Annotated in this window: 20 protein-coding genes; 11 read left to right on the top strand and 9 right to left on the bottom strand. The window is 59.0% G+C overall.

All coding sequences use genetic code 11. From position 1 onward, the window contains the following. Positions 1-99: 99 nt before the first annotated feature. The 4 genes from ACE2AA_RS02835 to araD all read right to left on the bottom strand — a co-directional run bounded on the left by ACE2AA_RS02835 (position 100) and on the right by araD (position 4,245). Positions 100-585, bottom strand: coding sequence for a heme-binding protein (locus tag ACE2AA_RS02835; protein ID WP_141259780.1), 486 nt, complete (start codon positions 583-585; stop codon positions 100-102). A gap of 65 nt (positions 586-650) precedes the next feature. After that, positions 651-1,130: a heme-binding protein gene (locus ACE2AA_RS02830; RefSeq protein WP_395371045.1), complete on the bottom strand. Its 480-nt coding sequence runs from the start codon at positions 1,128-1,130 to the stop codon at positions 651-653. Between the two features lie 298 nt (positions 1,131-1,428). Next, entirely contained in the window at positions 1,429-2,298 is an 870-nt protein-coding gene (locus ACE2AA_RS02825) for a DoxX family protein (protein ID WP_395371044.1), read from the bottom strand. 165 nt (positions 2,299-2,463) lie between these two features. After that, entirely contained in the window at positions 2,464-4,245 is a 1,782-nt protein-coding gene (gene araD, locus ACE2AA_RS02820) for an L-arabinonate dehydratase (protein WP_141259778.1), read from the bottom strand. Positions 4,246-4,378: 133 nt separating this feature from the next. Between araD and ACE2AA_RS02815 the strand changes: the two genes are divergently transcribed. From ACE2AA_RS02815 to ACE2AA_RS02790, 6 genes are all read left to right on the top strand, one after another. After that, positions 4,379-5,293, top strand: a complete 915-nt coding sequence (locus ACE2AA_RS02815) for a LysR family transcriptional regulator (protein WP_141298969.1) — start codon at positions 4,379-4,381, stop codon at positions 5,291-5,293. 194 nt (positions 5,294-5,487) lie between these two features. Beyond that, entirely contained in the window at positions 5,488-6,858 is a 1,371-nt protein-coding gene (locus ACE2AA_RS02810; protein WP_141259874.1) for an MFS transporter, read from the top strand. Positions 6,859-6,954: 96 nt separating this feature from the next. After that, positions 6,955-8,142, top strand: a complete 1,188-nt coding sequence (locus tag ACE2AA_RS02805) for an SMP-30/gluconolactonase/LRE family protein (protein WP_395371043.1) — start codon at positions 6,955-6,957, stop codon at positions 8,140-8,142. 181 nt (positions 8,143-8,323) lie between these two features. Next, a complete protein-coding gene (locus ACE2AA_RS02800) occupies positions 8,324-9,049 on the top strand; it encodes a gluconate 2-dehydrogenase subunit 3 family protein (RefSeq protein WP_395371042.1) in 726 nt (241 codons plus the stop codon). 62 nt (positions 9,050-9,111) lie between these two features. Continuing rightward, positions 9,112-10,887, top strand: a complete 1,776-nt coding sequence (locus ACE2AA_RS02795; protein WP_141259775.1) for a GMC family oxidoreductase — start codon at positions 9,112-9,114, stop codon at positions 10,885-10,887. A 2-nt stretch (positions 10,888-10,889) separates the two neighbouring features. Further along, a complete protein-coding gene (locus ACE2AA_RS02790) occupies positions 10,890-12,158 on the top strand; it encodes a c-type cytochrome (RefSeq protein WP_395371041.1) in 1,269 nt (422 codons plus the stop codon). 155 nt (positions 12,159-12,313) lie between these two features. Here ACE2AA_RS02790 and ACE2AA_RS02785 read toward each other — a convergent pair whose 3' ends face one another. After that, positions 12,314-13,192 (bottom strand): LysR substrate-binding domain-containing protein, encoded by an 879-nt coding sequence (locus ACE2AA_RS02785; protein ID WP_395371040.1) that lies wholly within the window; start codon positions 13,190-13,192, stop codon positions 12,314-12,316. A 118-nt stretch (positions 13,193-13,310) separates the two neighbouring features. Here ACE2AA_RS02785 and ACE2AA_RS02780 point away from each other — a divergent pair, with 118 nt between their 5' ends. From ACE2AA_RS02780 to ACE2AA_RS02765, 4 genes are all read left to right on the top strand, one after another. Then, positions 13,311-14,369 carry a YeiH family protein gene (locus ACE2AA_RS02780; RefSeq protein ID WP_395372097.1) on the top strand — a complete coding sequence of 353 codons (1,059 nt, stop codon included), beginning with the start codon at positions 13,311-13,313 and terminating at the stop codon, positions 14,367-14,369. A 252-nt stretch (positions 14,370-14,621) separates the two neighbouring features. Further along, positions 14,622-15,083: a hypothetical protein gene (locus tag ACE2AA_RS02775; RefSeq protein ID WP_395371038.1), complete on the top strand. Its 462-nt coding sequence runs from the start codon at positions 14,622-14,624 to the stop codon at positions 15,081-15,083. A 119-nt stretch (positions 15,084-15,202) separates the two neighbouring features. Beyond that, positions 15,203-15,856: a TetR/AcrR family transcriptional regulator gene (locus ACE2AA_RS02770; protein ID WP_141259770.1), complete on the top strand. Its 654-nt coding sequence runs from the start codon at positions 15,203-15,205 to the stop codon at positions 15,854-15,856. A gap of 267 nt (positions 15,857-16,123) precedes the next feature. Further along, the gene (locus ACE2AA_RS02765; protein ID WP_141259769.1) at positions 16,124-16,765 is read left to right on the top strand and encodes a Crp/Fnr family transcriptional regulator; all 642 of its coding nucleotides are present in this window, start codon (positions 16,124-16,126) and stop codon (positions 16,763-16,765) included. 51 nt (positions 16,766-16,816) lie between these two features. Here the strand turns inward: ACE2AA_RS02765 and ACE2AA_RS02760 are convergent, their stop codons facing one another. Further along, entirely contained in the window at positions 16,817-17,404 is a 588-nt protein-coding gene (locus tag ACE2AA_RS02760) for a glutathione S-transferase family protein (protein ID WP_395371036.1), read from the bottom strand. 223 nt (positions 17,405-17,627) lie between these two features. On the opposite strand from ACE2AA_RS02760, the gene ACE2AA_RS02755 reads away from it, so the two are divergent. Next, on the top strand, positions 17,628-18,218 hold the full coding sequence (locus tag ACE2AA_RS02755; protein ID WP_141299099.1) for a cupin: 591 nt from the start codon (positions 17,628-17,630) through the stop codon (positions 18,216-18,218). 36 nt (positions 18,219-18,254) lie between these two features. Here the strand turns inward: ACE2AA_RS02755 and ACE2AA_RS02750 are convergent, their stop codons facing one another. From ACE2AA_RS02750 to ACE2AA_RS02740, 3 genes are all read right to left on the bottom strand, one after another. Further along, positions 18,255-19,205: a DMT family transporter gene (locus ACE2AA_RS02750; protein ID WP_395371034.1), complete on the bottom strand. Its 951-nt coding sequence runs from the start codon at positions 19,203-19,205 to the stop codon at positions 18,255-18,257. Between the two features lie 203 nt (positions 19,206-19,408). Further along, complete coding sequence (locus ACE2AA_RS02745; RefSeq protein ID WP_395371032.1) at positions 19,409-20,386, bottom strand: AraC family transcriptional regulator; 978 nt, start codon at positions 20,384-20,386, stop codon at positions 19,409-19,411. Continuing rightward, the gene (locus tag ACE2AA_RS02740) at positions 20,386-21,762 is read right to left on the bottom strand and encodes an MFS transporter (protein WP_395371030.1); all 1,377 of its coding nucleotides are present in this window, start codon (positions 21,760-21,762) and stop codon (positions 20,386-20,388) included. Before ACE2AA_RS02740 ends, ACE2AA_RS02745 begins: the two co-directional genes overlap by 1 nt. Positions 21,763-21,836 lie beyond the last annotated feature (74 nt).

The raw sequence follows: 21,836 nt of genomic DNA, 5'->3' as shown, positions 1-21,836 counted from the left end.
TTCAAAATAATAAAATACAGGCTATCTTCTGTTCAGGTGAAGGATAGCCTGTATTCTTTAATTTTTGAAACTCGCCGTTGTTATCCGGCCTGCTCCATCCTATGAATGAAATCCGGTTGCCGTATCGGTCGCAACCGCGTTGTCCAGATCATCCGTAGCCCCACTGACGCCCACTGCCCCGATCAGGTATTTGCCACTCATGACCGGGCAGGACCCGGGTACTGCCGTAATACCGGGCAATGTTGCCAGAAACGCCTGATTCTGACTGATGCGCTGGGCCAGTACCTTGCCCGGTGAATGATACAGCGCGGCCGTCCGGGCCTTCTTTATGGCTGTTTCATCCGTTCCGGTCTGGGAATCATCCATGCGGGTGAATGCAAGCAGCCTGCCTGATGCATCCACTACCGCAATACTGACCTGCATGCCCTTCTGTCGTGCTTCTTCCTCGGCGGCATTCAGCAGGCTTTTCGCACCGGCATTGCTAAGCTGCGGACGGGTCAGCAGTTTGGCGTCATCAGCATGCGCCACGCCAAATGCAGGAAGGCACGCCAGAATGGCCAGCGGCCCAATATGTCTGATCTTCATGGGAAATCCTGATGCAAGATTGTCTGGATACTCTGTTTTATATTCGGGGCCATTTTCGGTCCGTATCAGCGGAAGTGCCTGGCCGTATCGATAACAAGTGCCTGTTCATTTTCATTGGTATCGCCACTGGTGCCGATACTGCCAACGACAACATCACCCTGCCTGAAAACCGCGCCACCCGCTGATGGCAGGATACCGGGCACAAAACCAATGGGCAGGTTCTGGGTGCGCACGGCATCAAAGAACTCGATCGTGTTACGGGCAAACCGTGCCGCCGATTTCGCCTTTGCGATCGAGGCCTCCACACACCCGGCATAGGCGCCCTGCATACGGATGAAGGCCACCAGGTTTCCATCCGTATCCTCGACCGCTATGCACAGCTTGAGATGCCGGTTTTCTGCCAGACCAACTGCATAATGCGCCATATCCATTGCCGCATCGGTCGTGATGTTAAGCTGCGACGCGGTGGAGGAAGATGACGGCTGCGCAAGCGCGGGGGTCGCGCACGACGCCAGCACCGCAAGGGCTTTAAGCAGATGCTTCATTTCAAGGGTTACCTTATTCTCAATGTTATTATTGAACCCCTGACGACGCTTCATGTTTGGCCGGACCGGCACATACATGGACAATAAAGACGTCGTTCAGTTCAGATTATACGATAGAACCCATGTCATATCGCACATGACATTCTATTACAGATTTTTTGTGCACATACAAATAACAATCAACAAATCGCATGCATGTGATAAATTACATCACCTGATTATGAATAATGGACATTCTTACCGTATAAAAAAATATGGACAGAAAAAGTATTGAATAACGATGCCATCACAACCTGATTCAGATATCACGCGGTGCATGATCCGGGGGCGCAGATACACATAACGGCAACAGGAATCCAGGCAGCAGGCCACGGTCGATCAGCCAGCCATCAATCGAGAACTTGCCCGCCCCTGCAATCGAAAAACTGGCAAAGGCGACAATCATCAGCATCGGATATTCCCAACCGCCGACAGGGGCATTGTTCCAGGTAAATCCGTCACCGAAATGTCGGCCGTAATGATTGGCAATCAGGTAATAGGCCGCCCCACCGATTCCGGCCAGACGGGTCATGAATCCCATCCCTACGCCAATTGCCACCGACAGTTCACATAATCCACCAATAATAACAGCCTGCCCGTCTGGCGGAAACCCGAATCCGACAAAGACATGTTCCATATGATGGAATGAATGTATGCCCGCAAAAAGTTTTTCGGCAAAATGCCCCACCATGTCGAAACCGAAATATATGCGCAGTATTGCCGTCTGCCATTGCAGGTGGTTATTCCACCCATCAATGCCATGCGCTGTCCAGTCACGGGCCATGCAGTCCGCATACAGTAAAAGATAGATGATGAACGTGGCCGTGGAACAGGCCATGCCCGGTACTGATCCATGAATGGCCGCCACCCGCCAGCTTATGACGAACGGCAGGAGCGAACCAAGGAAACCGACCACAAAATTCCGTGGCATCACTACAACCGTGATAACCAGCGCAAGACCATCCAGCCCGATGGTGGACAGGCAGGCAAGGTCCGGTATCACCGGCACGATAAAGGACGAATAGATCATGGCGGCAGTCGTGCCAGCCAGCGCCAGCCACAACAGCCAGTAAGGCACAAAACGCGGCCGCAATGCCGCGAACGACGGTGGGACCGTATTCGACTTCATGTACATTTTATTTTTCTTCTTTGACTGGTGTCGAACCGTGTTTCATCTATTTCGGGTCATGGGCGGGGTCATGTTCCCGCCCGACCTGTCATGTGTATTGATGTCTCCATTCCTGCGTCATGCATGCTGAACGATCGAAATAGCGGATCGGGTTCGCCAGCATGGTCAATAAATGACCGGTTCGGGCACCGGCGGGCCGAAATCTGTCTGCAGGAAGTCGAAATCACATCCTTCATTCGCCTGACGCATGTGGTGTGCGGCCATCCAGCCATATCCACGCCCGTAACGCGGTGCGGGTGGTGTCCATGCCGCACGACGGCGTGCCAGTTCCGCGTCGGATACTTCCATGTTGACGGAACGCGCCGCCACGTCCACCGCGATGATATCGCCCGTCTTCAGCAACGCCAGTGGACCGCCAACATAGCTTTCAGGGGCGACATGCAGGATGCATGCGCCGTAGCTTGTGCCACTCATCCGGGCATCGGACAGGCGCAGCATATCCCGGTAACCTTCCTTCACCAGACGTTTGGGCATGGGCAGCATCCCCCATTCCGGCATGCCCGGACCGCCCAGCGGCCCGGCATTGCGCAGTACAAGGACATGATCGGGGGTTACATCCAGCGTCTCGTCATCCAGCGCTTTCTTCATGGTGGGATAATCGTCAAACACCAGCGCCGGTCCCCTGTGTTTATGGAACCTGGGGTCACAGCAGGCCGGCTTCATCACGCAGCCATCAGGGGCCAGGTTGCCGCGCAGGACCGTCAGCGCGCCACCAGCTTCCCCCGTGAACATCGGTCTGTCCAGTGGTCTTATGACATCATCGTTCCAGACCTTCGCATCACGGATGTTTTCCCCCACGCTGCGTCCGGTCACTGTCAGGCAGCCCAGATCAAGGAAGCTGGAAATCCGGTTCATCAGCGCGGCGATCCCGCCAGCGTAGTAGAAATCCTCCATAAGATAGGTCGTGCCCGTTGGCCGGACATTGGCGATGACCGGGACATCACGGCTGGCGCGGTCAAAATCATCCAGCCCGATGTCAACGCCCGCGCGCCGCGCCATGGCGATAACGTGTATGATGGCGTTGGTCGAACACCCCATTGCCATCGCCACCGCAATGGCGTTACGAAAGGCGGCATGGGTCTGGATTTTTGATGGTTTCAGGTCCTCCCACACCATATTGACAATCCGCCGTCCCGAACTTTTGGCCATGCGGATATGGTTGGAATCAACCGCCGGAATTGAACTGGCCCCCGGCAGGGACAGGCCGATCGCTTCGGCAATGGCGGTCATGGTGCTGGCCGTGCCCATGGTCATGCAGGTGCCCGCACTACGCGCGATCCCGGCTTCAACCCCCTGCCAGTCTTCGGGCGTGATCTTGCCCGCGCGCAGTTCATCCCAGTATTTCCATGAATCCGAACCCGAACCCAGTGTCTTTCCCTGCCAGTTCCCGCGCAGCATCGGTCCCGCCGGCACATAGATTGCCGGAATATCCATGCTGGTCGCCCCCAGCAGCAGGCCGGGCGTGGTCTTGTCACACCCCCCCATCAACACCGCACCATCGGCGGGGTAGGCGCGCAGCAGTTCTTCCGCCTCCATCGCCAGCATGTTGCGGTACAGCATGGTGGTGGGCTTCATGAAATTTTCGGACAGCGAGATGGCAGGAAGCTCCATGGGAAATCCGCCTGCTTCCAGCACGCCCCGCTTTACATCCTCCACACGCTGGCGAAAATGCATATGGCACGGATTGATGTCGGACCATGTGTTCAGGATGGCGATGACGGGCTTGCCCTCCCAGTCCTGCGGGTCATAGCCCATCTGCATTGCGCGGGAACGATGACCGAAGCTGCGCAGGTCGGCAGGACCAAACCACCGCGCGCTACGCAGCCTGCGTTTCGCCTGTCCTGCCGTATTTCCGCCATCAGGGTGTGTACCGGCGTCTTCCGTCATGCTTTTGTTCTCCCTGCGCCCCCGGTCGGTCACAATGGCCTGATAACAAGGGTGTTTATTACTGCAGTTAGGGCAAGACAGTTCTGGAGTGTCCAGATTAGATACGGCATGGATTAAGACAGGATTGATATCGATGCTTCAGCTCACGCAGGTCCGGTGTTTTGTCACGGTGGCGGAGGAACTGCATTTCGGGCGTGCTGCAGCACGGCTGAACATGACCCAGCCGCCGCTGAGCCGACAGGTCCAGCTGCTGGAACACGCGCTTGGCGTTGAATTGCTGGAGCGCAACAGCCGCAGCGTCCGGCTGACGCCCGCGGGCGCGATCTTCCTGCCCGAGGCCCGCCGCCTGCTGCGCAGCGCGGAAGACGCGGTCCTTCTGGCCCGCCGTGCGCGGCGCGGTGCGCTGGGCCAGGTCGCGATCGGGTTCACGCCATCCAGCAGCTATGACTTTCTGCCCCGGCTGATCCATGGGCTGCGGGCGGCCTATCCCGATATCGAACTTACGCTGGAGGAAATGATCACCCGCGACCAGATCGCAGCCCTTGCCTCCCACCGGATTGACCTTGCTTTCGTTCGCCCGCCGTTCGAATCAAAGGAAACCTGTGCACGCATGGTCCGGGCCGAACCCATGGTGGCCGCCCTGCCCCACGATCACCCTCTGGTCGCATGCAGCGCACTGACGCCTGCGGATATGGAGGGGCAGGATCTCATCATGTATTCGATCCTGGGGGGCGGCTATTTTCACGACCTTGTGCAGCGCCTGCTGGTCAGCGCGCATATCCGGCCGCACCTGATCCATCATCTGACCCAAATTCACGCCCTGCTTTCCATGGTCAGGACCGGGGTTGGCATCGCCCTGATCCCGGAATCGGCGTCACAGCTTGGTATCGAAAATGTCATCTACCGTCCGCTGGCGTTTGGCGAGAACATCATGGCCGAACTGTTCATGGTCCACCGCGCGCAGGATGTCAGCCCGGTGCTGGGCAATGTCATGGATATCGTATCCCGGATGACCAAAACGCAGATCCCGCCCCGGCCCCAGCCCTGACGGGGCGTTCCAGAACCGCGATGGTTTTGTGGGTGATGCCGCCAGTGCATCAATCCATGCGCAGTTTGATTTGGACTTCCTGCCTTTTTCACGCGTTCCCTTGCACACAGGACCCGATGCGGTCGCAGGGCGACCGGGCAAAACCCCGGCCCCACCGTGCAGGTCCGCGTATCAGGGGAGAAAACAGGGTGACCATGACAAGAGGGCCAACCACAGGCCCCACCGCCACACATGCACCGATTGCCGCAGGCGTATCCCATGCGGCCCCACGCACCGCCGTCCGTTACAGTGTCCTTGCGTTCCTGTTCATCATCACGGCGATCAACTATGGTGATCGCGCGACACTGGGGATCGCGGGGTCATCCATCTCGCACGACCTCGGGTTAAGCCCGGTCATGATGGGTTACATCTTTTCCGCCTTCGGCTGGGCCTATGTCATGAACCAGGTGCCCGGTGGCTGGCTGCTGGACCGTTTTGGTTCCATCCGTGTCTATGGCGCAAGCCTGCTGGCGTGGTCGGTCTGCACATTGTTCATTGCAGGCGTGGGCCATGTTCCCCACACCATCGCCTTTCCCGTGCTGTTCGTGCTGTGGGCCGGGCTGGGACTGGTGGAGGCACCGACGTTTCCCGCCAACAGCCGTATCGTATCAAGCTGGTTCCCAACGGCGGAACGCGGCCTTGCTACCTCCATCTTCAATTCGGCGCAATACGTCGCGGTCGCGTTTTTTGCGCCGCTCATGGGGTGGATTACCCAGCAGTTCGGCTGGGAATACATCTTTGCCGTCATGGGTATAGCGGGGGTAGTGCTTGCTACAGTCTGGCTCATGCGCATGCGTCCACCCGCCACCCATCCTGGCGTCAATGCGGCGGAGCTTGCGTTCATCCGTACGGGTGGCGCGCTGGTCGATATCGATGACCGCACCAGGCGGCTGCGCAGGCCGCTGACATGGCGGCAGGTGCGCTTCATGCTGACGGACCGGACGCTGGTGGGGGTGTACGGGGGACAATACTGCATTACCGCAATCCTGTATTTCTTCCTGACGTGGTTCCCGCTTTACCTGCATCAGTCGCGCGGGCTGTCCATGACGCAGACCGGGCTGGCGGCCAGCGTGCCCGCGTTGTGCGGGCTGGCGGGTGCGATCTCGGGCGGGGCGCTGTCGGACATGCTGTTACGCAGGGGACAATCGGAAAACGTCGCGCGCAAGACGCCCTATGTTGTGGGCATGGCAATCGCATCCACCATCTGCCTGTGCAATTTTGTCCAGTCCGCCTGGGTGATTGTCCTCATCATGTCCTTTGCATTCTTTGGCAAGGGTGTCGCCGCCATTGGCTGGGCGGTCATATCCGACATAGCCCCCAGGGAAACGCCGGGCCTGGCTGCGGGCATCTTCAACGGGATCGGGAATATCGCCGGGATCGTGACGCCCATCGTGATCGGCTATATCGTTGCAATAACAAAATCCTACAATGGTGCGCTGCTGTTTGTGGCAGGTCACTGTGTCGTGGCGATCCTGCTGTACCTGTTCGTGGTTGGAAAGATCAGGCGTCTTTCCCTTCCGGTGTGAATCGGTTCCATCGCTTTCCTGCACTTTATTGTGTAGCGACAGACGACATAAATATAGACACAAGTAATAACAAACAATAAGCAAGAGAAAATCTTCATGACATACATTACCGATGCCCTGGACCACGGCCTGTCCCGGCGGGCCGCCCTGTGTGGGCTGGCCGGTGGACTGGCGCTGGCGGGACTTGAAGCGGTCCGCATCCCGCAGGCAGCGGCGGCATCCGTGCATGCGACCGTTATCGCCACCTCCCCGCGCTATCTATGCAATGCGGTGGCCGCGACACGTGACGGAACACTGTTCCTTGGCGCGCCCCGGTGGGATCTTATGGCAGATACGCCCAGCGTGTTCCGTGTTACGTCGGATGGTATGCTCCAGCCCTTTCCGGGCGGTAGCTGGAACGAATGGAAACCGGGCGCCGATGCGGCCAACGCCTTCGTCATGGTCAATGGCCTGCATATCTTCAGCGACGATACATTATGGGTCGTCGATCAGGGGATCGACCCGACAAAAGGCACATCCGTGCCGGGCGGGCAGAAACTGGTGCAGCTTGATCCCCGTGACGGCAGGGTGCTGCAGATCCTGCGCTGGGGTAATGATATCCTGCCGCCAGGTTCGGCCATGAATGACCTGCGCATTGCGGGCGACCTTATGTTCGTGACCGATTCAGGTCTGGGCGGGATCATCATCCACAACATGCGCAGTGGTGAGACGGTGCGCAGGCTGTCGGAACATCCGCTGCTGCGGGCAACGCCGGACAAGCCACTGCGCGGGCGTGATGGGCATATACTGCGCGACAGCACCGGCAAACGGCCACTGGTCCATTCAGATATGCTGGAAATCACGGCTGACCGGAAATGGTTCTATTTCTCCACTCCCTCCGGTCCGCTGCGCCGCATCCCGACTGATATCCTGCTGGATGCCAGCCTGACCGATGGCCAGCGGGCCGGACGGATCGAGAAGGTCATCGACCTGCCGACAATCATGGGGACTGCCATCGACACGCTGGGCAATCTGTACTTTGCCGATGCCGAACATGGACGGATTGTTGTCCTGACACCGGAAAAGAAACAGATTACGCTATTTGAAGACGCACGCCTGGTTGACGGCGACGCCCTGTTTATCACGGCGGACCGACGCATGCTGGTGCCGGTTGCGCAGACGGAACGCCTGCCCGCCAACAATGCAGGCGTAAATGCCCTGAAGCTGCCTTTCATCAGCCTTGGCTTCCCGCTGCCGGATATGCTGGATGGGCACAGACTGGGTGGAGTGGTGAGCAGTTTGTGATCTCCTCTCCATGTAATTATTAATAACCACATACGTTTAGATATAATAATACCACCAATAAAAAGTAAACACGTTGAACAGATTCCGTGTGGACGGATCTTTTCTGGCGTACCTCGCCCTGCTCGCCCGAAGCATGGTCCCGCAGGGATATGGTGGCAATGCCTGTCTGGAGAGAACAATAATGAAGCGGCGTGACGTAATAAAAGGCGGCCTGGTGCTGATGGCGACCTCCACGCTGGCCTCCATATACAAACCAGCCTATTCCAAAACCTATGTCGGCGGCAGCGGTGCCTGGCGGGCCACGCCGCCCCCACCCCTGTCGGTGGTTGATGGCAGCCGGCTGGTTTACCTGACAGCAGATGAAGCCAGACTGGTTGGTGCCATATTCGATGTCCTTATCCCCGCTGATGAACTGGGGATGGGTGCGACAGAAGCAGGCTGCGTAACTTTTCTGGACCACCAGCTGGCAGGCCCGTATGGCACGGCGGCAAAGGATTACAAACTTGGTCCGGTCGTCGAGGGCCTGCCCCAGCAGGGCCCCCAGAGCATCATGACACCTGCGGAAATCTACCGGAAGGGACTGGCTGAATTCGAACAGGCCGTGCATGCGAAATTCGATAAATCATTTACTGATCTGTCCGAAGAACAGAAAATTGCGTTTCTTAAAAGTATCGAAAGTGGCACGATCGCATTCGATACCCTGAAATCCGACCAGTTTTTCGTGCTGCTGTTGCAGAATGTGCGTGAAGGCTACCTGGCCGATCCCATGTATGGCGGCAACCGCGACATGGTGGGCTGGAAACTGGTCGGATTTCCCGGCGCCATTTATGACTATCGCGACTGGATCGTATCAAAACGGGGCAAGAAAATTGATGTCCACCCCGTAAGCCTGCTGGGCCGCGCCTGATTGCGCCATGTCCGGCATGGTGATGAGAAGCACGATTATAATAAAAACCAAGGTGCACCTGAATGAATTACAAAAGGCCAAAGGCCGATGTGGTCATTATCGGGCTGGGTTGGTCCGGCTCCACAATGGCGGAAGAACTGACCCGTGCGGGGCTGAAGGTCGTCGCGATCGAACGTGGGGCATGGCGTGATACCTCGACCAGTTTTCCCACCACACGCGATCCCGATGAACTCAGCGGGTCCGTGCGCAAGGAAATCCTGCAGGCCCCGGTAACCGAAACCTATACCGTGCGCAACAAGGTTGGCCAGACCGCCCTGCCCATGCGCAAATACCACAACCTGACACTGGGCAATAACGTGGGCGGCGCAGGCACGCACTGGGCGGGTGCAAGCTGGCGGTGGCTGCCATTCGATCACCAGCCCTACAGCCATGTCATGCAACGCTATGGCGCAGGACAGCTGGTGGATGGCCTGATCCTTCAGGACTGGGGGGTGACCTATGACGACCTTGAACCCTTCTATGACCGGTTCGAGAAAATCGCGGGCACATCCGGCACCGCCGGCGTGGTCAACGGGCAACGCCAGCCCGGTGGCAACCCGTTCGAGGGATCGCGCACCGCCCCCTACCCCACGCCCGCGCTGGAACGATCGCGCGCCAACGTGCTGTTTGCGGAAGCGGCGACGCGGCTGGGCTACCATCCCTTTCCCGTGCCGTCGGCCATGATTGGCGCACCCTATAAAAATGCGCTGGGCCTGAATCTGGCGCCATGCACCTATTGCGGGTACTGCCAGCTGTACGGCTGTGGTAACTGGTCAAAGTCCAGCCCCAATATCTGCATCCTGCCGGTACTGATGCAGCGCCCGAATTTCACGGTTGTGACGGAATGCGAGGTCATCCGTATCAACACGACGCCTGACAGGAAAATGGCAACCGGGGTGACGTTTGTTGATTCCGACGGCAATATTGGCGAACAGCCTGCCGATATTGTCATCACCGCGACCTTTACACTGGATAATACGCGCCTGCTGCTTCTGTCAGGCATCAGCACACCGTATGATGTCGCATCGGGACAGGGTGTTGTCGGGCGGGCCTTTACGTTCCAGACCCTGTCGTGGGGCTTCATGTTCTTTGAAAACGAGTACCTCAACCCGTTCATGAACACCGGCGCCCTTGCGACCCAGATCGACGATTTCAACGGCGACAACTTCGACCATACGGGCCTGGGTTTTATCGGGGGGGCTGGTATCCAGTCGCTCAGCAACCAGGGCCTGCCGATCGGCATGGCGGGCCTGCTGCCACAGGGCAGCCCGCAATGGGGCAAGGGCTGGAAACAGGCCTTCCAGAAAGGCTACCAGAATTACGCGCAGATTCAGGGACAGGGCACAAGCTTCGCCCATCGCGAACAGTTCCTTGACCTTGACCCGACATACAAGGACCGTTTCGGCCAGCCGCTGCTGCGCATTACGTTTGACTATAATGAAAACGACCGCCGTTCGGGCCGGTTCATCCGCGACAAGTGCGTTGAAATCGCGCGTGAGATGGGGGCAACGCAGGTCGGAGGGGATTCCTTCGCCGATCGGCCCTATTCCGGTTATACGCCATGGGATTCATCGCATGTACAGGGTGGTGTCGTCATGGGTGAAGACCCGCGCACCAGTGTGCAGAACCGGTACCAGCAGAACTGGGATATCCCCAACCTGTTTGTCCTCGGCGCGTCATCCTTTCCCAATAATGCCGGCTACAACCCGACAGTCGCCGTGGGGGCCACGACCCTGTGGACCGCAACAGCGATCAAGGACCTGTATCTCAAGAACCCCGGCCCGCTGGTAAGGCTATGATCATGGCAAAAAACCTGCTTCGCAATGCACTGCGCACCTGCATGCGTGGTGGCATGCTCCTTTCCGCGGTTACTTTTATGACCCACGGCGCGAAAGCACAGGATGGGGCCGCCGATGCGCAGATCGAACGCGGCCGCTATCTGGCGATAGCGGGCGACTGCCTGGCCTGTCATACCGCCCCTGGCGGCAAGCCATTCGCGGGTGGTCTGGACCTGAAGACGCCTTTTGGCATCATCACCGCCAGCAACATCACATCAGACAGGGAAACGGGTATAGGGTCATGGACGCTGCAGCAGTTTGACGGCGCGGTACGGCATGGCAAAAGCCCGACCCGGTACCTTTATCCCGCCATGCCCTATACCGCCTATGTCAAGATCACGGATGCGGACCTTGCCGACCTGTGGGCCTATATCCGGACCATTCCACCGGTCAGCAACAGGGTTGTCGCGAACAAGCTGCCATTTCCCTATAATATCCGCGCGCTCATGATCGGGTGGAACATGCTGTTCTTTAACAGATCTCCCTTCACCCCGGATACGTCCAAAAGTGCGCAGGTCAACCGTGGTGCCTATCTGGTCGAAGGGCTGGAACATTGCGGCACCTGCCATACCACCAAGAATGCCTTTGGTGGTGACACACGGGCCGCCTATCAGGGCACGTCGCTGCAGGGGTGGTATGCCCCGGATCTGAGCAACAATACCCATACGGGTCTGGGTGGATGGAGTGCGGATGACATCGTAACCTACCTGCGCGCTGGCACCAACCGCCACACGGCGGCATCGGGACCAATGACGGAGACGATCGAAAATTCTACCCAGCACCTGACGGATGCGGACCTGCAGGCCATTGCCGCCTATTTCAAATCCCTGCCGCAGCGCACCGTTACGGTCCCTACGCCCCTGCCCGCCAGCAACCGGCAGATGATGACGGGCGCACGGGAATTCGTCGTACAGTGCAGCGCCTGCCATGTCAGTAATGGTGCAGGTATTGCAAACATGATTCCCACGCTGCAGAACAACCCGGCAGTCAACGCGCCCAACCCGGACAGCCTTATCAACATCGTGCTCAGGGGCACCAATGGTCCGGTAACGGCAGCCAACCCGACCGGGGCTGCGATGCCGTCCTTTGGCTGGAAACTGCATGATGACCAGATCGCCGGCATTCTGACCTATATCCGCAACAGCATGGGCAACGCGGCCCCCGCGGTTCTGGCAAGCGATGTCGGACGGGCACGCAAGGCCATCGATGCCCAGCAGGCTGTCTGGCATTGATGATTGTTTCAGGAAATAAAATGATGGGATAATGCCTACAATTACATTTAAATAAAAAATTCCAGTGCCGCCTTTTTAATAAGGCGGCATTTTTGAATCTTTCTTGAATAAATTTTAAATAAAAATTTCTTTATACTATGCAGATCTACTCCGCATCACAGGGAGCGATCGGCAATCAGGGACAGCAGGGCTTCGGCTGCCGGACTTCGATACCGTTCCTTGTGCCGCAGGCCGTAGAATGACCGGATTCCCAACGCCTGCGGCACGGCATGCAGCGTACCCGCGTGCAGCGCGGGGGTCACAACCAGTGACGACAGCGCGCCAATGCCTGCCCCGGCTTCGATCGCGGTTCGCACCCCCTCGTTGGATGGCAGGACAAGGCTTACGTTCAGTTCCGCTGGCTCTATCCCGAACTGGCGCAGGTTGTGTTCCAGCGTGGCGCGGGTACCCGATCCCGGTTCACGCATGACCCAGATGGCGGCGCGCAACCACTGCGCATCGACCGCGTCCGGCAGGCATGGACTGGCCTGTATGATGGTCAGGCGATCGGTCCCGATGGGCCATTGCGCCAGGGCTGGATCATCGACAATCGCCTCGACAATGCCCAGATCCACTTCCCCGTCCCTGACGCGGGTAGCGGCTTCTTCCGTATTGGTGATCGCCAGTTCGACTGCGACGTGCGGGTATTTCCGTCGGAACGCGACAAGGGTAACGGGCAGCCAGTACGCCGCGATGGTCTGGCTGGCGACAACGCGCAGCGTGCCCCGCTTCAAACCGCTGAATTCCTCCAGCACGGCTTCCGCTGCACTGGCACGGGCCAGAACGGCCCGGGCTTCGGGCAGGAACAGCCGTCCAGCCTCGGTCAGGCGGATACCACGTCCCACACGATGGAACAGCTTGACCCCGTGCCGTTCCTCCAGCGTTGCAATGGCGGCCGATACGGCGGACTGGGTCACATTCAGGGCACGGCTGGCCGCCGTGACATGTTCACGTTCCGCAACGGCGATAAAAAGACGAAGCTGTTCCAGGGTCATGACTACCCATACCACGATCAATCACGATTTCCGATTGGAATCAGAAGAACTATGAATTGGAATTATGTAATGCCCTTCCCTTAACCTGCGTGGCGAAAGGAAGAATGCCGTGACAACAATGCTTCATCCGCCGCTACACCTGCCACGGTGGTCCCTGCCCATCGGGGCACGGCAGGTACCGGGCATCGGGCTGTGTCTGGTGATTACGGGTCTCGCCTGCCTGCTTGAACGCATGGAAGGAATGGTGTTGGGCAGGGTATGGCTGGAAACACTTAATCTGGCCCTGCTGGCCGGTCTCGCCTTCCGGGCCATGCATGTGCCGGGTCCGGTATGGATGCCGGGCATCCGGTGCTGTTCACGCACGCTGCTGAATGTCGCCATTGTCCTGCTGGGCACGTCTTTCAGCATTGACACGGTCTTTTCCGTGGGGCCGTGGGTTCTGGTGGCCGTTGCGGGAGTCGTGGCCTTCAGTCTGGTTTTTACATGCTGCATCGGACGCATGATGGGGCTGGATACCCGTCAGACCCTGCTGGTCGCGTGTGGCAATTCCATCTGCGGCAATTCCGCCATCATGGCGGCGGCCCCCGTTATCCGCGCCGGGGAACGCGATATTGGAGTCACCATTACATTCACGGCTGCGGGCGGTCTGGTGATCGTTATCGGCATACCGCTGCTGGGACCGTTTCTGGACATGAGTGACATGGCGCAGGGCGCCCTTGCGGGACTGACCGTTTATGCGGTGCCGCAGGTTGTCGCCGCGGCCGCCCCGTTCGGCGCGGGCGCCATCCATATGGGCATGCTGGTCAAACTGGTGCGGGTGCTGATGCTGGGGCCGGTATGTGTCATCCTGTCCATACTGTCCGCCCGGCCTGAAACCGGGCGGGACAGACATGGGAAGCGGCCATACGCCCTTACCCGCCTGGTACCATGGTATATCACGGGGTTCATGGCCATGATGACCGTCCGGTCACTGCACCTGATCCCGGCAATGGCCGTGGGACCGATCAATACAACAGCGGCGGTCCTGACCGTCCTCGCCATGGCGGCGCTGGGACTGAGTGTGGATATCCGTTCGGTCCTTCGGACGGGGCGGCCGCTGGCCCTGACCGTCATGCTGTCCCTTTGTGGCCTGTTGGGTATCAGCCTGCTGGTGGTTACGGCTGCGTTCCGCGGATAACCATCACGTCATGCATCGCTAAGGTTATTCACTGGCATGACAGGCGGTGGGGTGACGGATGATGCATTCTGCCTCTTCGCGCATCATCTGGATACCGGGTAAGGGTTTTGCCCGTCGCGCATGGGCATTGATCCTGCGGCCGTCTGGCGCTGATTTTATAATTGACGGGTCTTTTTGCCTAAATTAAACGAAACGGGTTCGTTCTGTTAGAGGACGCGAATATGTCATATCCCTTTTTACGTTGGACACATCATGAACTGTTTCAGGCATCTGGGCCTCCTGGCCCTTGCGGGCTTCCTTGCCGGTCATGGCATGGCCCGCGCGCAGGCAGGATGCGCGGACACGGACGCGCGGATTGATATGTCAGCCCATCAGGTGGGTGCGGGTATCGGCTACCTGTGGGGAAAAGGCACGTTATATGACGGCACGCATACCTATCCCTTTACCGTGCGCGGCGGGGGCGCGTTCAGCCTTGGGGGCATTGCCCTGTCGGGTCAGGGCTGCGTGCGCAACCTGCCACGCGTGCGCGATTTCAATGGCACATACTGGACCGTGGGGGGGACTGCGACACTTCATCATGGCACGGCAGGTGTTGTCATGGAAAACGCCCACGGCGTCGATATCAACCTGAAGGCAAAAACCCGTGGCGCGCAGGTATCAGGTCAGGTTGGCCGCCTTTCCTTCCACCTGCTGGAGACCACCCATTCGCAATGACCGTTTGAATGAAAACGTCAGTTCTGGCATCCCGATGCGGATATGTCGTGCTTCGGGCCTGTGAATGACGTGGGGTGCCTGCATATCCTGACTGATCGACCGAAGTTAAGGACGGAAGCATGCCTGTACCACCACGACCGCCACATACAGGGGGACGTCCGACACCGGAAGGGTCAGCGCAGCTTGACCGGCATGTCCTTGAGGTCGCGACCACGCTGTTTGTAAAACAGGGCTATGCCGCGACATCCCTTGAACAGATTGCCCGCGTCGCGGAATGCAGCAAGGCCAGCCTGTACCGGCGCTACTCCTCCAAGGCGGCCCTGTTCAAGGCGGTGGTGGCCGCACGCGGCAAGCACCTGCTGGAGGAAGCCCGCGCGGTCGAGGCCTCTTCAAAAAATCCGCTGCTGGCGACAAAGGAAATCGCCCAGTTCTTCCTGACCTTCATGCTTCGTCCCGAAACGGTGGAAGCCTACCGGATCGTCATTGCCGACGGACACCGCATCCCTTCCGTGGTTGATGACATGATGGCGACAAGCGTGGAACCGTTTGTCGCAACCATCAGCCGCCTGTTGAAAGCCGCCGCCGATGCGGGACATATTGAGTCCATAGACCATGAAGAAACCACGCGTGTCCTGATGGGCCTTGTCCTTGGATGGCCATTGCAGAATACCCTGCTGGGACAGAACAAGCTGCTTGATCCACAGATGCGCCAGCGCTTTTTCGAACGGGCATGGCAGATCTTCATATCGGGCATCAGCCGCACGGCGCCCTGACGTCTTTCCTCCCGGCACGGAACATGAAGGGCCACGTGATCCGGGCTGCTTCCATCCCATTTGACGCCCGCGTTCAGGCTGGTTTTTTCATGATGCAATTACATGCCATGTTGCGATACGAAACGGTATCGTATATATAATTCATGAGTACCATCCCCGGCCCCATCGTATGATCAGGGGCAACGGGCCGGTTCAGGATTTCAGTCCATACGGCCATTCATGGTGGATGCACCATGAATAATGACGATAGAGAAATAGATAATCATAATGTTCAGTAGTTTTAAACTGACCAGTGCGGAACGGGAGGCGCTGAATGCGATCTCGACCAGAATACACCGGCCTGCAAAGCGCCGTATCTATACCCAGGGGGATCCGGGGAACTACATCTATCGTATCCGTTCGGGCGCCGTGCGCCTGGAACACCAGCTGAAGGACGGACGTAACCAGATTTTCGCCTTCCTGTGGCCCGATGACATGTTTGGCACCCAGGAAGGCGGGCTGTACCATACGTCCGCCATTACCCTGGTGGATACATATCTGTTCCAGATTTCCTACTCCGCACTCAAGAGTCTGGTGGAGGTGTACCCCCGCGTACAGACGCTGTTCTTACAGCAGGCGCTGGATTATGCGAAAACGACGGAACGTCACCTGCTGCTGGCAACCTATCCCCTTGTGGTCAAAAGGCTGGCCGGTTTCCTGCTGGAATGCAGCAGGCAGGCGGATTTTTTTGACCGGAAGTCCAATATCCTGACGCTGGCCATGGACCGCAAGGATATTGCCGACTATCTGGGCTTTGCCATTGAAACCACCAGCCGCACACTCAAGGAACTGGAGGATATGGGCCTGATACAGCGTCTGTCTGCCCAGCGCATAAAGTTAGACCGCGACAGGATCGGGGCGATTATCTGACCGCCCCCTCCCCATTCTCCGTATCTTCCCCTGTCCAGGAAAACCGCAACCTTATTCCCGCCATGGCAGGGACACGAACCCCGGCAATGCCTCGATCCGTTCCAGCCACGCCCTGACAGCGGGATAGGGATCAAGGGAAATGCCGCCTTCGGGTGCATGGGCGGTATAACTGTAGCAGGCCAGATCGGCCAGCGTGGGGCAGTCGGCCGCAAGATATGCGCGGTCACACAGATACGCATCCATGAAACCCAGTAACGTTGCCGCCCGCGCCCGGGCGTCGGCCGGTTCACCTTTCTTATGGAACAACGCCACCATGCGGGCCGCTGCCGGCCCCTGTCGCAGTTCCCCTGCCGCGATCGACAGCCATCGCTGCACATGCGCCGCCCCGACGGCATCATCGGGCAGCCATTGCGTGCCCGCGCCATAGGCCTTCGCCAGATAGACAAGGATCGCATTGCTGTCCGCCAGCACCAGATCCCCATCACGCAGGACCGGAACCTGCCCCAACGGGTTCAGGTGCCTCAGTTCCGATGAGGAGGCGTCCACGACCTCGAAATGATACTCAAGGCCCAGCATCGACAGAAGCAGCCTTACGCGGTGCACATGACCCGATAAGGACATGCCGTAAAGTGTTATCATAACGACGGTTCCCCTTGTTTTCCCAACCATAGCATTGCTGCCATATCCGCGGACAGCCCTGCCCCTTGTCACATGCCTGCCCCATGCATAGTGTCAGGTTACGGGTGATGTGACGACAGGCGACACGACGTAGCTGCTCAGACATCTTACCAATCGCGTTTCACCAGCAGCCGGGGGACCGTAACCGCCAGCCTGAATTCCGCGGATACATGGAGGCAACATGATGGAACGGCGTTCCTTCAATTCCATCCTGACGGGACTGTGGCTTTCCCTTGGTGGCGCCCACGGGCGGGCTGCTGCCGCGGCGCCACCGGTCCGGAGTGAAAGTTTCATTCTGTGCGCCAATGACTGGGTGCCCAACAATCCGAAACTGCCGGTTATCCTGTACCGTAACGCCCTGCCCGTAAGCGGGAATGACCCGGCAACGGTGTTCGAGGGCCTGTTCCAGCATAATGGCTGGCCGCCACAATGGCGCAACGGGGTCTATTCCTTCCACCATTATCACACCATGGGGCACGAGGTTCTGGGATTTTATGGTGGTTCCGCGCGGTTGATGCTGGGTGGTGCGAACGGGCGGGTGGTAGACGTGCGGGCAGGCGACATTGCCCTGCTGCCCGCAGGCACCGGGCATATGAATATGGGGTCCAGCCCTGATTTCGCCGTAGTGGGGGCATATCCACCGGGACAGGATTTCGACATCGTGCGCGACGCCCCGAGCGGGCCACAGCGCGCCCGGCTGGCGTCCCTGCCCTTTCCCGCTTCCGATCCGGTTATGGGGACACATGGCCCCACGACGCGGGAATGGCGTTACTGAAGGGCCGCCACGTTACCCGGAGCCGGACGGATCAGGTTATTCCACGGGCGCCTGAACGGTAGCGCCGCGGGTGGAATCATGCATGTGTCGCCGCGCCCGCCACTCTTCCATAGCGAGGCGTTCGAAATGGATACGCTGACGTATCCAGTTCAGCATGCCTGAAAAGGTTACGACGATAATGCCGACAATCGTCCAGTTGTCCAGCGGCTGGCGAAACAGGAAATAGCTGAATGCCACGGCCCACAGCATCTGGCTGTATTGCGGCAGGGCCACACGGTTGGCGGGCGCGCGGGCTGTCGCCATCATCATCAACAACTGGCCCAGTGCGGCCAGAAACCCGTAACCGAACAGGAACAGCCACGTCTTTAGCCCATGCGGCCAGTGCGCATGCCCCACCATGAGCAGCCCATCCCCCACCAGCGGGCCAAACAGGCTGGATCCGAACAGCGACAGCCGTGGCGTATTGTTGCCCGCCAGCCGATAGGCAATGACACCAACGGCGTTGGCCACCGCCGCGATCACGGCGCACAGATGTCCCAGATGCAGCGCCCGCACGCCCGGCCGCAGCACGATCAGCACGCCCACAAACCCCAGAATGACCGACAGCCACGCCCAGCCCGAGACTTTTTCACGCAGCAGCGTGACCGACAGGACCGTCACGAAAAACGGCATGAGGAACATGAGCGAAAGCGCTTCGGGCATGGGCAGCAGCATGAAGGCTTCGACACTGGCCGCGGTGGAAGCAAAGATGGCGATCGCGCGCACCACCCACATGCCCGGACGCTGGGGGGAGAAAATATCGCGCAGGGATTCATCGGGCTTGCGGATGAACGGGATGATCAGGAAACCGAACACACCACCGGAAAACGCGACCTCGAAGGGATCAAGCTGACCGGCCAGCAGCTTTGAATACGCATCACTGATCGAAAAGGAGGAATATGCCGCAAAGGCCAGCATCATCCCCGAGGTAAAGAAAGACATGTTCATCTGCGTTGCCCGTAGCCGAAGAAGCGGACAGTATGAATGCAAAAGAAGGTCAGGGCCAACATTGGATGAGACGACCTGATATGCCAGCGTGCCACCCATGTTAAACATGGCCGTGCAGCGGGATATCCTGTTGCGCGAAAACGGGAATACGCCCAGCCGCCGGCTGCCCCGGACAGGGGCTGGAAATCAGTGTCTGGAAAGTTTTATTTTCTTTCAACTGGTTGATCCGGGCCACGCTCCTGCATGACAGTGCGTTCGATCGGGTCATCCACGCGGCTGAGGTTGCGGACATCACGGCGGTAGCACCGTGGCGTCGTGCGGCATATCTCCAGAAACTGCCGGTTGAAGTTGGACAGGTTGGCAAAGCCCGCGGCACTGCTGATTTCGGCGATGGACGCATCGGTTTCTGCCAGCATGCGGCAGGCGTGACTGACCCGCAGCCTGCGCATGAAGGACACGAATGTCGAACCCGTCGCCCGGCGGAACAGGCGTGAAAACGCAGGCCCGCTCAACCCGACCTGACGGGCCATGTCCGCCTGCCGGATATCATGCGGACCGCCTGACAGCAGGTGGCGGATCACCCGGTCCATGCGTTCAAGGTCCCGATCCGCGACCCTGGCCTGCCCTTCCGCGCCAAAGGGAGCAATGCCGGTCAGCCGCTGGCGTGGACATGCGGCGAGACCCGACAGCAGCCCGATCAGGGCCGCAAGGCGCGCGGCGTCGTTCATGCCCCCCATCGCCGCCAGTCGGGCAGCCAGCACGGGCACCATTGGCCCGGTAAACACAACCCCGTACCGTGCATCCGCCAGCAGGGTGGACACCGCTTCCAGTTCCGGACACAGAGCCACCAGTTGCCGCAACCAGTCACCACGGGCCTGCATTACGATATCCCGTCCTGCAATCCGTTCGCCCATCGACAGGTCACTGAACCACCCATGCGGCAGGTCCGGCCCCACCAGCACCAGATGGCCGGGGGCGAACGTGCCCAGAAAATCACCCACCATGAAATGCCCTGTCCCGGCCGTAATCAGGTGCAGTTCATATTCAGGGTGATAGTTCCACCGCGCGCAGGCGGCTGGGTAGTCGTGGCGATGCCAGACAAAACTCTGCCGGGGACCGGGCTGTATGACCTCGAATACCGGGGGGCGTACCGCGCGGCTTTCCCCCATATGGGCATGCATTACTCCGCCGGCGTGGGCGACGGGTCAGAATGGCTGATATCCAGCCCGTCACGCACCGCCTGCGCCTTGGCACTGGAAGCAACATCCATGGCATGGACGCCACGTGGCTGCACCAGCCGGATGAAGCATGTCAGCACCGCGCCAAGAAAATACAGACTGGCAAAGGTCACGACCACGCCCTGCGTCCCATATCCCGCCACCAGCACCGTCGCCAGTGCCGGCCCGGCAAAGTTGGCAAGACCGCCCCCAAGGTTCTGCACCGATACCGCCGCACCCTTGTGTTCGGGTGCCAGCATGGGAAAGATCGCCCCCATTGGCACGAATGACGTGATCGTCAGTGCAAACAGCAGGGCCGCGAAGATCGCCACTACCATATTGCCCGGGGCGGCGTGCGGCAGGTAGTAGAACGCCAGCGTTGCAATGCCGCAGCCCACGAAGCCGACCCAGCGCATCTGCCGCAACCAGCCGATCCGGTCGCCTACGATCCCCCACATGACATTGGTAAAGGGCTGTACCAGAAAGAATATGCCGTATATCCGCAGCCATTGCGGCATGGTGAACCCGCCTTCGGCTGAAGTATAGAACAGCGGCATGACGACCGGGAAACCGAACAGCGACAGGTTGCAGATGATCCGTGTCACCAGCGCCAGCGCGATATCACGGTTATGGACGATCAGCGTCAGACCCCGGCTGATTTCGGTCAACTGATGGCGCAGGCTGCGTCCTTCGTGACTGTCGATCGCAGCAGGCGCATCATCGCGTATGGCAAGAAACGCCAGCAGGCCGCCACACCCGACCCATGCCAGCGACATCCACAACGTTGGCAGGAAACCGATGGCGGGAATGGTGAAGCTGGGCAGGAAAGAGGCAATGATGCCATAGCCGATCGTAAACATGGACCACACCCAGCCAATGGCCGAAGCCAGCCTGTGGTCAGGCGTGCGCTGCACGATCCAGAAGAAGAATGCATAGAAAAACAATGGATAGGCGAACCCACGCAATCCGTAAAATACCAGCATCAGCACAAAGTCATGCCGCATGACCCCGCCGGACAGGAACGCGACATGGCATACCACCCACCACAGCGTCCCGATGGCCATGATCCGGCGGGGGCCGTACACTTCCGCCAGCACGCCGGACAGCCAGCTTGCCACTGCCGCAGTCGCCCCATACACGGTAAACAGCAGCCCAGCCTGACGGGCGGAAAACCCTATGCCCGTCACGTATTTGGACAGGAACGCGACCTCGATCCCGTCGCCGGTCATATACAGCGCAACCGCGATATAACCCCAGAACAGCGCCACCGGCATACCCCATATGATCGGGGATGCAGGGGGATTCATGGATGCACCGCCATTACCGGCGGAATTGTTCATGGCATTCATTTTTTCATGCCTTTTGTTTTTATTGGGCAGACAGCCTGCATGCCGCATGCCGTAAGTAGCGCTAC

The sequence above is a fragment of the Komagataeibacter diospyri genome, assembly GCF_043995075.1.
Classification (GTDB): domain Bacteria; phylum Pseudomonadota; class Alphaproteobacteria; order Acetobacterales; family Acetobacteraceae; genus Komagataeibacter; species Komagataeibacter diospyri.
The sequence above is the reverse complement of the archived record's forward strand: the minus strand, read 5'-3'. Positions and strand labels throughout refer to the sequence as shown.

What these genes read in the sequence shown, in the direction of transcription:
- ACE2AA_RS02835 (WP_141259780.1), bottom strand. Translation starts at nt 585, where the DNA reads ATGAAGATCAGACATATTGGGCCGCTGGCCATTCTGGCGTGCCTTCCT.
- ACE2AA_RS02830 (WP_395371045.1), bottom strand. Translation starts at nt 1,130, where the DNA reads ATGAAGCATCTGCTTAAAGCCCTTGCGGTGCTGGCGTCGTGCGCGACC.
- ACE2AA_RS02825 (WP_395371044.1), bottom strand. Translation starts at nt 2,298, where the DNA reads ATGAAGTCGAATACGGTCCCACCGTCGTTCGCGGCATTGCGGCCGCGT.
- araD (WP_141259778.1), bottom strand. Translation starts at nt 4,245, where the DNA reads ATGACGGAAGACGCCGGTACACACCCTGATGGCGGAAATACGGCAGGA.
- ACE2AA_RS02815 (WP_141298969.1), top strand. Translation starts at nt 4,379, where the DNA reads ATGCTTCAGCTCACGCAGGTCCGGTGTTTTGTCACGGTGGCGGAGGAA.
- ACE2AA_RS02810 (WP_141259874.1), top strand. Translation starts at nt 5,488, where the DNA reads ATGACAAGAGGGCCAACCACAGGCCCCACCGCCACACATGCACCGATT.
- ACE2AA_RS02805 (WP_395371043.1), top strand. Translation starts at nt 6,955, where the DNA reads ATGACATACATTACCGATGCCCTGGACCACGGCCTGTCCCGGCGGGCC.
- ACE2AA_RS02800 (WP_395371042.1), top strand. Translation starts at nt 8,324, where the DNA reads ATGAAGCGGCGTGACGTAATAAAAGGCGGCCTGGTGCTGATGGCGACC.
- ACE2AA_RS02795 (WP_141259775.1), top strand. Translation starts at nt 9,112, where the DNA reads ATGAATTACAAAAGGCCAAAGGCCGATGTGGTCATTATCGGGCTGGGT.
- ACE2AA_RS02790 (WP_395371041.1), top strand. Translation starts at nt 10,890, where the DNA reads ATGGCAAAAAACCTGCTTCGCAATGCACTGCGCACCTGCATGCGTGGT.
- ACE2AA_RS02785 (WP_395371040.1), bottom strand. Translation starts at nt 13,192, where the DNA reads ATGACCCTGGAACAGCTTCGTCTTTTTATCGCCGTTGCGGAACGTGAA.
- ACE2AA_RS02780 (WP_395372097.1), top strand. Translation starts at nt 13,311, where the DNA reads ATGCTTCATCCGCCGCTACACCTGCCACGGTGGTCCCTGCCCATCGGG.
- ACE2AA_RS02775 (WP_395371038.1), top strand. Translation starts at nt 14,622, where the DNA reads ATGAACTGTTTCAGGCATCTGGGCCTCCTGGCCCTTGCGGGCTTCCTT.
- ACE2AA_RS02770 (WP_141259770.1), top strand. Translation starts at nt 15,203, where the DNA reads ATGCCTGTACCACCACGACCGCCACATACAGGGGGACGTCCGACACCG.
- ACE2AA_RS02765 (WP_141259769.1), top strand. Translation starts at nt 16,124, where the DNA reads ATGTTCAGTAGTTTTAAACTGACCAGTGCGGAACGGGAGGCGCTGAAT.
- ACE2AA_RS02760 (WP_395371036.1), bottom strand. Translation starts at nt 17,404, where the DNA reads ATGATAACACTTTACGGCATGTCCTTATCGGGTCATGTGCACCGCGTA.
- ACE2AA_RS02755 (WP_141299099.1), top strand. Translation starts at nt 17,628, where the DNA reads ATGGAACGGCGTTCCTTCAATTCCATCCTGACGGGACTGTGGCTTTCC.
- ACE2AA_RS02750 (WP_395371034.1), bottom strand. Translation starts at nt 19,205, where the DNA reads ATGAACATGTCTTTCTTTACCTCGGGGATGATGCTGGCCTTTGCGGCA.
- ACE2AA_RS02745 (WP_395371032.1), bottom strand. Translation starts at nt 20,386, where the DNA reads ATGCATGCCCATATGGGGGAAAGCCGCGCGGTACGCCCCCCGGTATTC.
- ACE2AA_RS02740 (WP_395371030.1), bottom strand. Translation starts at nt 21,762, where the DNA reads ATGAACAATTCCGCCGGTAATGGCGGTGCATCCATGAATCCCCCTGCA.